The organism is Klebsiella sp. BIGb0407, from assembly GCF_024807845.1.
Classification (GTDB): Bacteria; Pseudomonadota; Gammaproteobacteria; order Enterobacterales; family Enterobacteriaceae; genus JGM124.
Map to the genome: position 1 here is coordinate 50,411 of NZ_JANUEQ010000013.1, position 13,987 is coordinate 64,397.

Sequence of the window (13,987 nt, forward strand, 5' to 3'; positions counted from 1 at the left end):
AAATTTTTCCATATGTATAATTTTCTATATTCTTGTTTATTTAATTTCCAGTATTTATATTGGAATGAACTTGACGGAAGGGGCCGTTTTTATTATTTATTGTTTGGTGAGTAGTGTTTTTTTTCCATTTGTTGTTAACTGGATGGAGCAAGTTTGTCATAAAACAAAAGAATTGACATACTGGAATAATGGAGTATTTACTTTGTGTCTTGTTCTTTCAGTTCCTTTAGGTTTTTTTTTATTCTTGAAAAATTTAACAAAGAAATGATAACTAATCATTTCTTTTATTAGTAATCATTAAATGCTAAGGATCAAATTGTTCATGTCTTTTAGCATATCATCGCTTATTAGAGCAGATGTAGTCGCCATTATAAAAGAGAAGCCAATTATTCCGACTGGGGATACAGCTATACTGCTAAATGCAACTACAGCGATAAAGGCTGCTATTTTCCCTACGGCTATTTTTTCTCCACCAATAATGGCATCCTCCCACTCACCGGTTCGCAACCCTTTTACTATTCCTGCTAAAAATTGTCCCCATAGTAACGATTCCCCGATGATGCCGAACATCTTTCCGAATTTTTTTAGTTGAGCTGCCATCATCTGTTTATCAATAGATTCCAGCGCTTTTGCTATTGCGACTCTGTCAGTAATACTAAATTTTTTATTCAAAATATTCTTATACTTGTCGAATGCTGCAATAGCTTCAGTGGCGCTACGTATTTTTTTACTTTTAGATTCAATGGGTAATGATTTCGCTTTTTCTGAGAAGCGGTCGCCGAATTTATCCGCCAATGACTTATAAAAATCAGAAGCTATACTGATAGGATTCGTTGGGAACGAACTGAACAGGTCCTGAGCATTTTTTTCCGCCTGAGATTTTCTTTGAGGATCGTTTTTGCTGAAGTCTAGCTCGGGGTATAGGTCTCCTGGTTTTTTATTTTGCTCTTTTGCTATATTGCTATATTAACTTTTAGAATTTCAGGCTTAGTATAAGGCCGATCTTTTATTTTAACTGTTGATATTACATTACCATAATTATTCAGTGTTACAGAATAGACAAATCCGTCTACGGTTATATCGATAGAACTACTATTAGTGGCCAAATTTTTCCATGATGTTACTGTTGTATCAACTGTACTTTTTATTTGTGGGTTAATTAGATTATCAGTAACCAGTTTTAACATTTTTTCTGCTTCAGTGACTTTTTTCACGTTATCAGTATGGTTATTAGTTGCTACGTTAAGAGACCTTTCTGCTGCGGCATATTCATCTTTTTTTCCCTTCAACTGTTTGTCAAGTTTACTCTGAACATTTGTCCATCCAGAAAAACCTCGGGGTTTACTGTCAGCACGTATCTGAGCTTCCTTTACCTCGCCAGATAAACGAGTAACAACAGCACGCTTACTTTGAATATCTGCATTCACCTTCGACAGTTCAGACTTCGCTATGGTGAGATTTTGCTTAGCAATCTCAATGGTTCGAGTTTCATTACTGAGAGTAGCCAACCGTTTTGTTTCTTCTTGTGCTAATTTTAACTGACGTTCGGTTTCATTCAGCTTGCATTGTTCCTCCTCAAATGATTTTTTTGCTGCTTCAGCTTCATCACGAACTTGTTTTTCTGCACGTGCTTGTCCCTGCCACCGGGCAAATGCCTCCAAATCTCTATTATTTTGATGAGCAAGGGCAGTAACATCAGGATGTTTAACTGTAACTATACTTTTCAATTAATTAGTTAAATCATCCCTTTTTGTTTTCTCCCTCTTCATTTGCGCCGCGAACTCTTCTGTTCTGGCACGTTGAACATTTAGTGAGTTTTCTAATTGTTTAATAGACTTGTTTATGGTTGCACGATAAGCAGCGTAGCTTAGATCTAATTTACCTCCATCTGAACCAGACACTGCCCCTGAACCAGGCGCTGTCCCTGAACCAGACGCTGTCCCTGAACCAGATGCTCCCCCTGAACTAGTAGAGTTATCTCCCCCAAGACGATTTCCTGTCGGAGTTTTACAGGTAATAACAATAACTATCTGACCATCATGAGTATAAGGCGTACCATTTTTATAGTATGCAATTGAACTTGTCATATATTATTTTCCTTTTCTTGGAATGATTAACTAAATAATACTGTGTATATAAATATTTTTTGATGTGTAAAAATTACATTATTTTAATTTCATAGTAAATTTTTCAATTGTTCTTAATACATGACCCATGTTATTAGGTAATATTTAAAAGCAATGCTAAAGCTGAGGTTTTTTTTCTGATAGTGAAGCGGGTATGTCATATATTTACTAGTGAAATTAGTCGATTTTAGGTTTCTAATGGTACATAAAGAATGTTTTAAGTAAATAAGGAATTAGATGCAATAATGAATAATGTAATATATTCATATTACACTCTAAATAAATGCGCTACCTTTACTGAGTACAATAGTGTTGCAAATTTCTGAACGTGTTTACTTGGCTAATAAAATTTTTTGTAACTCAATTATGGATGTTTTTAAAGTTTTCTATTTGACCTCCTCCCAATATCCGTACCATGCTAAGTCAGAGATCCGGACTTTTTGATGACTTCGGACAAATTCCACCGGAGTCAGGTTATTTAACGATGAATGCGGGCGAAAATGATTATATTCCTGCCGCCAGTGTTCAATTTTCTCTAGAGCATCTTCCAAAGACAGGAACCAGTGCACATTCAGACATTCATCCCTCAAGCTACCATTAAATGACTCGATAAAGGCATTATCCGTAGGCTTTCCAGGGCGGGAGAAGTCCATAGTCACTCCGTTTTCATTGGCCCAACGGTCTATCGATTTCGAGATAAATTCGCCGCCGTTGTTTGTCTGCAGCTTTTGCGGGAACCGGTAGTGTATTGCAAGGCGCATTAACGATGGTTGGTGCAGCGCTAGTGTTATGGTTTTTCGCCAGTGGACATACTGGGACAGCATTAGTGCTCTTATCAGCCTTATTAATATTTTCATTGGGATAGCGCTCATGCAATTCCTGGCATCAAGGGTGCATCAGTAATCATCTTTAGATTGATGACGGAAAGAGGAAGGTATGAATTTAGGTATTACGTATTAATGTCCGGTGACTCGAAATAACTACCTCAGGTTCACTATATTAATCCTCATGCAGGTATTTTACCTGCAACCCAAACAAAAAAAGGTGCGCCAAAGCGCACCAGTCATCGAGCCATATTTGGCAGTCCAGGGAATTAACCCTTGCCTTTAACACTACCAATAAAGGTTTCCCGGGCCGTGGTGGAGCCCAGATTTTCTGCTTCATTTAACAATTTAAGCGCTTTATCGACGTCGCCTGCTTTCACGGCATCTTTAATCGCTTTGTTAAAGTAGTTTTCGGTTTCACTCAGAACCGGTGCTGCCGGTTTGGCTGGAGTCGGTGCCTGTGCCGAGTTGGCGGCGGGTTGAGCCGTATTACCGACAACGACAGGCGCTGTGGCGGGTGCTGGCTGTGTCAGACCAATCATAATATTGCCCATGGTCTGTTCTGCGACGACTTTAATTTTTAAGTCACCGGTTGGCATATGTTTAGCAACGGGATCGGGAATATTTGGTACTGCGTTGCCTACACCCATGGCATAAGCCTTGGCTGGAGCCAGTAGGGTGGTGCTTTTTGCTAACTCATCGCGGGTGGTATAGACCAGCAGATAAATTTGTTTCTGACCCAGAGCCGGAGTCAGTTTCATCACCCCTTGCAGTCGGTCGCTTACCATAATGCCCGCTTTCTCATAGGTGAAATAGCTGGCCGGATAATAGGCCGCCGGGCGCATCTGTTCATCTAACACCAGCACGCTTGGGGCAAAGAGTTGGTTATCAGACACCAGGCTACTGAGCGTAATTTCCAGTGAACCGCGATCGGCGGGCAGGGCAAAGGCGGCAACAGCGCCGTCAACGTTCCCCTGCGAGATCTGCGGGCTGTGGGCGGTGAGTTTAACGTCCTGTGTCACAGGCGGGACTAATGGCTGCCAGGGGAGCTGTTGCAGTGTGGTGGTATTAATGGTTGGTGCAATAGAGACATTTGCCGGGGAGATGGTCGATGCGGCTTGTACCGCTAAAGGAGCACTCGCTCCCATCGCCAGTACCAGACAAAGAGTCAGAAGATTTTTTTTCATTATTTTACCCTCATATATAGAGCGTCGGCGCTAACGTTACCCAGGCAAGGTTGGCAAAGTGAGCAAATCCGTCGTCATCAAAAGAGAGCAGCCGTTCTAAAGAACGGCTGCATCACTGCTATTACCACCAGGCTTCGAACTGTGCACCGAAGGTAAATTCATTGTCTTTACCGCGGCTATCAGTCCCGATTGTTCCGTTTTGCGCCACGCCTTTGTATGGACTGTTATCCACGTTGTTATAACCCCACTTTTCATTCCAGTCAGCGTAGGTGACAAACACGCGGATGGCCGGGCGAGACCAGATGCTGTCACCAGCCTGCCATTGCTGAGCCAGGGTGATTTTGTACTGATCGTTGCGTGAGCCAGTACGCTGGGACTTAACGTTGTCGTAGCCCACTTCCATCAGGGTGCTCATGATATTGGTCCATTTATACATTGGACGCACGCCTGCGGTGTACCAGGTGGTTCCGTTGCCGTTATCCCGGTCAATATCCTGGAACATACCGACATACATCAGGTCCCATTTTTCCGCCAGGTTAATCGCACCGTGGTCAAGAACGCGGACCATATGGCCGTTGTTATTAATATTGGCACCTTCAGGGCGGCCGTTGTTGGCGGAGCTCATGGCGTCAGTGGCATACTGAACGGCAAATTTATTAAAGCCACCCAGCATGCTTTGGGTATGTTCAACGGTCAGCATCACGCCATCTTTTGAGGCGCCGGGTTCTAATGAGTAATGTTCTGCAGTATTGGCTCGACCATAGTCGACGCCGAGCTCCAGTGAGCCGCCAGGGTTAGTTTCTAACTCCGCCAGACGGACGTCGTAGACATCACTGATGGTGTAAGGCGCTTTTTCGAGTTTATCGTTAATCCAGGTAGTAGAACCGCCCGTTTCTGAGTTGCGGGTGACTGCCAGAGATAATTTACCGAAGCCCAGATCAACGTTTTCTAAACCCGCACCCGGGCCTGAAATATCCCAGTAGTAGAAGTCAATCATATGGACATCATGACGCTGATAGAAACGTTTACCGGCCCAGATAGTGGAGCCTGGCAGGGCATCGATAAGATCTTTACCCTGGACATTCAGTTCACGGAAGCCCGGGGTCGTACCCTCCCAGTCGCCCCGGCTATTATCAATGCCATATGCTACGTTGGTGTCGAGGAAGAAACTCTTATTACCCTCTTTCCACAGCTCCTGACCTAATTTAATTTCGGCGTAAGTATCGCATTCGTTGCCGAGACGATACTTGCTTGATGCGCCAGTGGTTTTAAAACATTGTTGGTCACCGCCGCTTCCGCTCCAGCCAATACCGGAACGTCCGTAGCCGTGGAATTCAAGAGCCATAGCTTGAGTGGAAAGGACACCAGCGGCAACAGCCAGTGCTATGGGTAATTTGCGCAGAGTTATCATCAGTCATCTCCTGTTATATTTGCCTGTCGGCATTTGTGCCTAACATTGTTCGTAAGCAGGACGTCTGACTAGACGCCCAGCTCCTGGTACAGCCGCTTACAGGCCGAACCATCTTCACGGAACAGATGGCAGCGGTGCGGCGGCAGCCCGATAGAAAATGTTGCACCTTCCTCTACCAGCACCACGTCATTCTGGCGATAAACCAGGTTCTGACGTATTGCCAGAATTTGAATATGAATTTGAGTTTCATTACCCAGTTGCTCAACGACTTGAATTACGCCTTCCAGCGTGACTTCAGAGGCATTGCTTGGCAGCAAATGCTCAGGGCGGATACCTAATGACATATTGGCCCCGACCTGAACCTCAGTCCCTTCCACTGGCAGCCAGACCAGCTGGCGGTTAGGCAGCTCAACCTGGACCTGACGTGGTTCAGCTGCGGTCACTTTAACCGGTAAGAAATTCATTTTTGGCGAACCGATAAAGCCCGCAACAAAGCGATTGGCAGGGTAGTGATACAGCTCTAACGGCTTACCTACCTGTGCAATATTGCCGGCATCCAGGACGACAATTTTGTCAGCCAGGGTCATGGCTTCGACCTGATCGTGGGTGACGTAAATCATGGTCCGCTGCAGACGTTTATGAAGCCGCGAGATCTCAATGCGCATCTGGACTCTTAGCGCGGCATCAAGGTTAGAAAGCGGTTCATCAAGTAAGAACACATCGGGTTCTGCGACCAGGGTACGACCAATCGCAACACGCTGGCGCTGACCACCGGATAACGCTTTTGGTCTTCTGTCCAGCAGGTGAGCTAATTGCAGTACCTCAGCAACTTGATTCACTTTCTGGTTAATTTCGGCTTTCTTCACACCGGCCAGTTTCAGACCGAAAGACATGTTTTCTGCTACAGACAAGTGGGGATAAAGTGCGTATGACTGAAACACCATGCCGATACCGCGTTCAGACGGAGGCACTTCATTCATGCGTTTACCACCAATCAACAACTCACCGGAGGTGATGTCCTCAAGACCGGCAATCATGCGCAATAGCGTTGATTTTCCGCACCCTGATGGCCCAACAAACACCACAAATTCACCGTCATCGATTTCCAGATTGATATCTTTGGAAATCACAGCCTCGCCAAAGGCCTTATAAACGCCACTCAGCGTTACATTAGCCATCTGTTACTCCTTCGCTTTCGCAAACAACTTTCATGTGAACCAGACCTCAGTCAATGGCGGAAGAAGATTCCGATATGATCCATCGATAACTTCCAGCCGCTGATGACACTCTTGCGGCGCGTCGTACCGCCATGCTTTCGCAAGGTTGCCCCGGACGACGTCGCGACCTGAGTATAGAGCGACATGCGGGTTAATGCTTCAGCGTCCTGACTGGCTGTAATAATTAACGGAACAACATTTTCTTTGGTGGTGGTGTTTCAATGAGGGTGATAGTGCGGGATTGACGGCAGGGGGTAATCATCCGAGACGAGGTATTTCATGGGGGGAGGAGATGGGAGGATGAAAGGACAGCCTTTATGGGGGAGCGTTCAACGGTAAGTGGAAATACGTGATCTGCCACGCAAATTTAGACCTCCATTGTTGTGCCTTACACCACAGAATCGGCCACAGTGTTAACTGGATCACAATAACTCTCAGGGGGGCGTAGAGAGGGGGGGGATGATGGGAAGCCCTGTCTGACTCAATATGATGGCGTAATGTTTATGCTGTGTAATAAATTGCACTATAGTCAATATGATAAATTCTTGTAGCTCAATCTATTGCAACGCTGCCACGCCCTTACTGAGTGACTCATAGCCGCACCGGTCTGAAAAACAGACAGCATATTAATAGCTAATGATTCACGAAAAGTCGGTACCCACATAATTGGATAAAAGGATTGAATTATGACTTGCAGCTTCAAAAAATCCGGCATTGGTAAAACCGCACGTGTTTTAGCGCTTTCAGCACTCACTTCGCTCGTGCTCTCCTCCTCTGCGTTTGCCAAAATTGAAGAAGGTAAACTGGTTATCTGGATCAATGGCGATAAAGGCTATAACGGGCTGGCTGAAGTCGGTAAGAAATTTGAGCAAGATACGGGCATCAAAGTCACTATTGAGCACCCGGATAAACTGGAAGAAAAATACCCACAGGTAGCCGCTACGGGTGATGGCCCGGACATTATATTTTGGGCGCATGACCGCTTTGGCGGTTACGCTGAATCAGGCTTACTGGCAGAAATTAATCCTTCAAAAGCCTTCCAGGAAAAACTGTTCCCCTTCACTTGGGACGCGGTTCGCTTTAATGGCAAGCTGATCGGTTATCCGATTGCAGTTGAAGCCTTATCGCTGATTTATAACAAAGACCTCATCAAAGAAGCGCCAAAAACATGGGAAGAAATTCCGGCACTCGATAAAACTCTGCAGGCTAAGGGTAAGAGCGCCATCATGTGGAACTTACAAGAACCCTACTTCACCTGGCCACTTATCGCCGCTGATGGTGGTTATGCCTTTAAATATGAAAACGGCGTTTATGATGTGAAAAACGTTGGTGTAAATAATGCTGGCGCGAAAGCGGGTCTGCAATTCCTGGTCGACCTGGTGAAAAACAAACAAATCAGCGCAGATACCGATTATTCCATTGCTGAAGCGGCCTTTAATAAAGGGGATACCGCGATGACCATTAATGGCCCTTGGGCATGGGGCAACCTGGATAAAAGTAAAATCAATTATGGCGTAACTGTGCTGCCAACCTTCCATGGCCAGCACTCTAAACCTTTCGTTGGCGTACTGACTGCCGGTATTAATGCTGCCAGCCCGAACAAAGAACTGGCGACCGAGTTCCTGGAAAACTACCTGTTAACCGATCAAGGCCTGGCGGACGTCAATAAAGACAAACCACTGGGTGCCGTTGCTCTGATTTCCTATCAGGAGCAACTGGCAAAAGACCCACGTATTGCGGCTACTATGGAAAACGCCAAATACGGCGAAATCATGCCGAATATCCCACAAATGGCTGCCTTCTGGTATGCCACCCGCAGTGCGGTGTTAAACGCAATCAGCGGTCGTCAAACGGTTGATGCCGCGCTGGACGATGCTGCTGCGCGTATTATCAAAGAGTAAAACTCTGGCCTCGGGGTACGGTTTGCCGTATCCCGACAGGACTTGCTTAACCCAACGCGACATGTAGCAGTCTGATCAAGGCAAGACGCAGGGATGATATAAGTAAAGAGAGCAGCTAATGCAGCTGTAATTTCAAGTACAAAGAGTAGCGAAGGGACCATTATGCAGTTATCCCACTCCGAGTTTCAAAGCCGTAAAAAGAAAATAGCCTGGTGGCAGAGTGACACGCTTAAATGGCTAGTTATCGGCGCATTAAGCTTATTCACCTGCTATTTGATCATGTTGATGTATGCTCAGGGTGAATACCTTTTTGCTATAGTGACACTCATTCTGGTGAGTCTGGGGCTGTATGTTTTTGCTAATCGTCGTGCCTATGCATGGCGTTATGTCTATCCCGGTATAGCAGGGATGGGGCTATTTGTACTGTTCCCCTTGATTTGTACTATTGCCATTGCCTTTACCAACTACAGCAGTACCAACCAGTTAACCTTTGAGCGTGCACAGTCCGTGTTAATGGACCGTCAGTTCCAGACCGGGCAGACTTTCAGCTTTGGTCTTTATCCTGATGTTGACCAATGGCGTTTACAGCTCACATCACCCGATAACAACACCGTCTTTATTTCCGACCCTTTCAATTTAAATGAAGGGGGCGAACAACAATTAACGCTAGCACCAGCCACTGAAGAACAAACCGGTGAGCGTGCCTCCCTGAGAGTGATTACTCAGAATCGCCAGGCCCTGAATGGACTGGTCGCCATTCTGCCTAATGGCAGTGAATTACGTATGAGTTCATTGCGCCAGTTTGCTGAAGCCAGCCCGCTGTATACCCTGGCTGAAGAGGGTCAGGATTTGGTCAATAATCAGACGCACGTCGTCTATCGACCGAATATGGATAGCGGCTTCTATCAGGCGATAAATGCCCAGGGACAATGGGAAAATGAGAAGCTCAGCCCGGGGTTTACTATCACCATCGGCTGGAAAAACTTCATGCGGGTACTGCAAGATGAAGGTATTCAGAAACCCTTTATCTCTATCTTTATCTGGACCGTTGTTTTCTCAGTATTGAGTGTTATTTTCACCGTTGCTGTCGGCATGGTATTAGCCTGCCTGGTGCAGTGGGAGGCGCTGAAAGGCAAAGCTATCTACCGCGTACTGCTGATCCTGCCTTATGCGGTACCTGCTTTTATTTCCATCTTGATATTCAAAGGCTTGTTTAACCAAAGTTTTGGTGAGATCAACGTGATGCTCAACCAATTATTTGGTATCAAACCTGAATGGTTCAGCGATCCGCTGACCGCCAAGAGCATGGTGTTAATCGTTAATACCTGGCTTGGTTACCCCTATATGATGATCCTGTGCATGGGGTTACTGAAAGCGATTCCCGATGATTTATATGAAGCATCAGCGATGGATGGTGCCGGGCCATTCCAGAACTTCACCCGTATTACTTTCCCGTTGCTGATTAAACCGCTAATACCCCTGATGATTGCCAGCTTTGCTTTTAACTTTAATAACTTCGTATTGATTCAGTTATTAACCAAAGGTGGCCCGGATATGATAGGCACCAGTACGCCTGCGGGTTATACCGATTTACTGGTCAACTACACCTATCGTGTTGCCTTTGAAGGCGGCGGTGGACAGGACTTTGGGTTAGCCGCTGCTATTGCAACACTGATTTTCATTCTGGTAGGCGCTCTTGCGTTACTGAATTTGAAAGCCAGTAAAATGAATTTTGACTAAGGAGGAGATGCAGATGGCCATGGTTCAACCTAAATCTCAGCGCTTGCGTCTATTCGGTACACATCTTTTGATGTGGGTTTTTATTGCGATGATTATGTTCCCGCTGCTGATGGTTATTGCCATTTCGCTGCGTCCCGGAAACTTTGCAACCGGAAGTTTGATCCCGGATCAAATTTCCTGGGAACACTGGAAACTGGCGCTGGGTTTCAGTGTGACGCATGCTGATGGCACCGTGACTCCTCCGCCATTCCCGGTTCTGCTGTGGCTCTGGAACTCGGTTAAAATTGCGGTAATCACGTCGATAGGTATTGTTGCTCTGTCGACCACCTGTGCCTACGCTTTTGCCCGCATGCGTTTCCAGGGAAAAAATACCTTGCTGAAAAGCATGCTGATTTTCCAGATGTTCCCTGCCGTGCTGTCATTGGTCGCGTTGTATGCCTTGTTTGACCGTATTGGTCAGTACATGCCGTTTATCGGTCTGAACACGCATGGTGGCGTTATCTTTGCATATCTTGGCGGGATTGCTTTGTATGTCTGGACGATTAAAGGCTACTTTGAAACCATCGACAGCTCACTTGAAGAAGCGGCTGCGTTAGATGGCGCGACGCCATGGCAGGCTTTCCGACTGGTGCTTTTACCTCTATCAGTACCTATTTTAGCGGTCGTCTTTATTCTGTCATTTATTGCTGCTATTACTGAAGTCCCAGTCGCATCACTGTTATTACGTGATGTTGAGAGTTACACCCTGGGTGTCGGTATGCAGCAGTATCTTAATCCGCAAAACTATTTGTGGGGTGACTTTGCCGCCGCCGCAGTATTGTCCGCCATTCCAATTACCGCAGTCTTCCTGCTGGCACAGCGCTGGTTAGTGGGTGGCTTAACTGCGGGTGGAGTGAAAGGTTAACGTGTTTTTGTTTCATCATACCACTGCTTAATTTGTATTATTTTCCTTCTGGTACTGTGTCTTTGAGGCGGCCTTCGTGGCCGCCATTTTTATGGCTGGCAAGCATATTGTGCTGTTTGTTGACTGTGGTGATGTCCACTTCCCGTAATAGCGACAGACCCGATGCCATTAATCATCAGGCACAGGGCTTTTTCCCGTCGACGACTCACCTGTTTGGCAAAAACGCCTGTGCAGTGATGCGACCTGTATATTGAAAATATGATCTAATAATCTTTATATTCTTTTACTTTTTCAAATTTACGGACAAATATACGCCAAAAGAAAATGGCGACCTTTCTTCTCTTTTCTTTCTTTTGAAACAGATTGTTTATATAATTCATTCTGTTATCGACTAACAAAGATCTTTCCATCTCTAATGATGATGATTCTTTATTTTTATCATTATTACTAACAATATGAGGCATTGTTGCAAAAATCTTAACGCCGGTACAAATATGGAAAAATTTAAATCTGTCGGCTTCAAATCTTACAGGTAAAAGGAAATCTACCATTCTCTTTGCCGCTCCAAGAGTAATGATGTAACCAGTGGTCATCGAGGCTCCGGTAATAGGATAAATGTCAAAATCACCTAAGCTTGTTTTTTTATTTTCAATATAGCTGAAGTCACCCGTTAATAAGAACATACCCTCCTTCTTATTGTGTTTTTCGAATTCAGATATAAATTCTAATAACTTATCATTTATAATAGCGTCATCTTCCAGTATTAATGCATAGGGTAGTTTGTCATTAACTATTTTTTTATATAAATTTATATGACTTAAAGAACAACCTATTTCACCATTTGTCAGGAAATTATTACCATAATCTAAAACATTTTCTCTCAGGAAATCTTCCGATAATTTACTTCCATCAACCGCATTATACATTTCAAATTTTAAATTTAACTTATTGCATTGTTCTATTATTCTGTTTTTTTTATTAACTTCACGCTCTAAGTTAATTACAAACACTTTCATTTTTACTATCCTTGCCGTTCTTTGATATGCTCTCAGAATAATATATCAAAAAAACAATTAAATATAAATTAATCTATTTAAAGCATAGGATGATATCTTCAATCAATAGGGTTTTCTGATACTTTACAGGTATTAACGCTTTTCTGTCACCACCAGATAAGAGCAGTCAATCGGCTACGGATCTATAAGGGAGCGGTCGTTAGCCATGACGCAACTTGTGTCCTGCTGAGTCCCTTATCAGCCACTGTAGCCTCAGTCATACTCCAGTTTGATGAAATTTCGCTGATGGCGATTGAATAAAATCGGAACTATTCGTTCACCTTGTTCAAAATAATAGGCCTATATAATTCGTGGTTTTATGAAGAAAATAATCTGCCCTTGAGCTAACCCCAAAAACAAAAAAACCTCACTTAAGAGGCTTTTCGTTATCGCATCGGCTAAGCGAAATATGACCGTCATCTCTGACGGCCTTTCCGGCAGTTCCTTCTGCGACCATTCTTTATTTATCCAGCTGGGCGGTCATATGTACCTGGTTGTTAACGATGGCGCTGGTAATTTTATAGTTGGTGCCTTGCTCGGCGGCTTTGGCAGCAATTTTCGCTTCAGCACCGTCCAGGGTGGATGCAGTGGCGCTGATACTTTGTGCGAAGGCACCCATAGACATCAGAGAAAGAGCGGTAACTGCAACAAAAGTTTTGATGGTTTTCATGGTCATATTCCTGTGTTTCATTATTCATTAGGAGGCGCTGTTGGCCTGATGTGATAATAATATCGAGGATGATGATTGAATGAAATCGGAACTATTTGCTTATCTTGTTCAAAATAATAGATCAATGGTGTTGCGGTAATTCGAAAGATGGCGCCCTGTCTTTGGTTTACCCCAAAAACGAAAAAACCTCATTTAAGAGGTTTTGTATTCTCGTGCCAGCTGAGTTATGCATCTATAAGGAAACGGTCGTTAGCCAGTGGGCAACGGTTATCCTGCTGAGTATCCTGGTCCGTCATTTTAGTAGTAGCTGCATTCTGGGTTGATGTGGTGGCGCTGGCACTTTGTGCGAAGGCACCCATCGACATCAAAGAAATAGCGGTCACTGCAACAAAGGTTTTGATTGTTTTCATAGCCATGTTCCTGTGTGTCGTTTTTATGAGGAGGCACTGTTGGCGGCCTGATGTAATAGATAATATCGGACATAATGGTTGAATGAAATTGGAACTATTTGTTCACCTTGTTCAAAATAATAGGCCTATATAATCCGTGGTTTTATGAAGAAAATAATCTGCCCTTGAGCTAACCCCAAAAACAAAAAAAACCTCAATTAAGAGGTTTTTCATTATCGCATCGGCTAACCGAAATATGACCGCCATCTCTGGCGGCCTTTCCGGCAGTTCCTTCTGCGACCATTCTTTATTTATCCAGCTGGGCGGTCATATGTACCTGGTTGTTAACGATGGCGCTGGTAATTTTATAGTTGGTGCCTTGCTCGGCGGCTTTGGCAGCAATTTTCGCTTCAGCACCGTCCAGGGTGGATGCAGTGGCGCTGATACTTTGTGCGAAGGCACCCATAGACATCAGAGAGAGAGCGGTAACTGCAACAAAAGTTTTGATGGTTTTCATGGTCATATTCCTGTGTTTCATTATTCATTAGGAGGCGCTGTTGGCC

General features: G+C 44.5%; 13 protein-coding genes and 1 pseudogene. 3 read left to right on the forward strand and 11 right to left on the reverse strand.

Going from position 1 to position 13,987, the window contains the following annotated elements; translation table 11 throughout:
- Nucleotides 1-297: 297 nt before the first annotated feature.
- The 7 genes and pseudogenes from M2387_RS24635 to malK all read right to left on the reverse strand — a co-directional run bounded on the left by M2387_RS24635 (nt 298) and on the right by malK (nt 6,726).
- Entirely contained in the window at nt 298-957 is a 660-nt protein-coding gene (locus M2387_RS24635; RefSeq protein WP_310572802.1) for a colicin-like pore-forming protein, read from the reverse strand.
- Nucleotides 954-1,727 carry a hypothetical protein gene (locus M2387_RS24640; RefSeq protein WP_259053303.1) on the reverse strand — a complete coding sequence of 258 codons (774 nt, stop codon included), beginning with the start codon at nt 1,725-1,727 and terminating at the stop codon, nt 954-956. The genes M2387_RS24635 and M2387_RS24640 overlap by 4 nt, the downstream gene beginning before the upstream one ends.
- Nucleotides 1,728-2,087: a hypothetical protein gene (locus M2387_RS24645; RefSeq protein ID WP_259053305.1), complete on the reverse strand. Its 360-nt coding sequence runs from the start codon at nt 2,085-2,087 to the stop codon at nt 1,728-1,730.
- A gap of 425 nt (nt 2,088-2,512) precedes the next feature.
- A pseudogene (locus M2387_RS24650) lies at nt 2,513-2,866 on the reverse strand (integrase core domain-containing protein); the annotation flags it as partial.
- A 353-nt stretch (nt 2,867-3,219) separates the two neighbouring features.
- On the reverse strand, nt 3,220-4,137 hold the full coding sequence (gene malM, locus M2387_RS24655) for a maltose operon protein MalM (protein WP_259053307.1): 918 nt from the start codon (nt 4,135-4,137) through the stop codon (nt 3,220-3,222).
- 121 nt (nt 4,138-4,258) lie between these two features.
- Nucleotides 4,259-5,548 carry a maltoporin gene (locus M2387_RS24660; RefSeq protein WP_259053309.1) on the reverse strand — a complete coding sequence of 430 codons (1,290 nt, stop codon included), beginning with the start codon at nt 5,546-5,548 and terminating at the stop codon, nt 4,259-4,261.
- A 68-nt stretch (nt 5,549-5,616) separates the two neighbouring features.
- Entirely contained in the window at nt 5,617-6,726 is a 1,110-nt protein-coding gene (gene malK, locus M2387_RS24665; protein ID WP_259053312.1) for a maltose/maltodextrin ABC transporter ATP-binding protein MalK, read from the reverse strand.
- 725 nt (nt 6,727-7,451) lie between these two features.
- Here malK and malE point away from each other — a divergent pair.
- From malE to malG, 3 genes are all read left to right on the forward strand, one after another.
- A complete protein-coding gene (gene malE / locus M2387_RS24670) occupies nt 7,452-8,666 on the forward strand; it encodes a maltose/maltodextrin ABC transporter substrate-binding protein MalE (protein ID WP_259053315.1) in 1,215 nt (404 codons plus the stop codon).
- Between the two features lie 162 nt (nt 8,667-8,828).
- The gene (gene malF, locus M2387_RS24675) at nt 8,829-10,406 is read left to right on the forward strand and encodes a maltose ABC transporter permease MalF (RefSeq protein ID WP_259053319.1); all 1,578 of its coding nucleotides are present in this window, start codon (nt 8,829-8,831) and stop codon (nt 10,404-10,406) included.
- Between the two features lie 13 nt (nt 10,407-10,419).
- Complete coding sequence (gene malG, locus M2387_RS24680; RefSeq protein ID WP_259053322.1) at nt 10,420-11,310, forward strand: maltose ABC transporter permease MalG; 891 nt, start codon at nt 10,420-10,422, stop codon at nt 11,308-11,310.
- Between the two features lie 263 nt (nt 11,311-11,573).
- Here the strand turns inward: malG and M2387_RS24685 are convergent, their stop codons facing one another.
- The 4 genes from M2387_RS24685 to M2387_RS24700 all read right to left on the reverse strand — a co-directional run bounded on the left by M2387_RS24685 (nt 11,574) and on the right by M2387_RS24700 (nt 13,941).
- A complete protein-coding gene (locus M2387_RS24685) occupies nt 11,574-12,326 on the reverse strand; it encodes a glycosyltransferase family 25 protein (protein ID WP_259053325.1) in 753 nt (250 codons plus the stop codon).
- Between the two features lie 499 nt (nt 12,327-12,825).
- Complete coding sequence (locus tag M2387_RS24690) at nt 12,826-13,035, reverse strand: YdgH/BhsA/McbA-like domain containing protein (RefSeq protein ID WP_259053327.1); 210 nt, start codon at nt 13,033-13,035, stop codon at nt 12,826-12,828.
- Nucleotides 13,036-13,259: 224 nt separating this feature from the next.
- Nucleotides 13,260-13,445, reverse strand: coding sequence for a DUF1471 domain-containing protein (locus M2387_RS24695; protein WP_259053330.1), 186 nt, complete (start codon nt 13,443-13,445; stop codon nt 13,260-13,262).
- Nucleotides 13,446-13,731: 286 nt separating this feature from the next.
- Complete coding sequence (locus tag M2387_RS24700; RefSeq protein ID WP_259053327.1) at nt 13,732-13,941, reverse strand: YdgH/BhsA/McbA-like domain containing protein; 210 nt, start codon at nt 13,939-13,941, stop codon at nt 13,732-13,734.
- Nucleotides 13,942-13,987 lie beyond the last annotated feature (46 nt).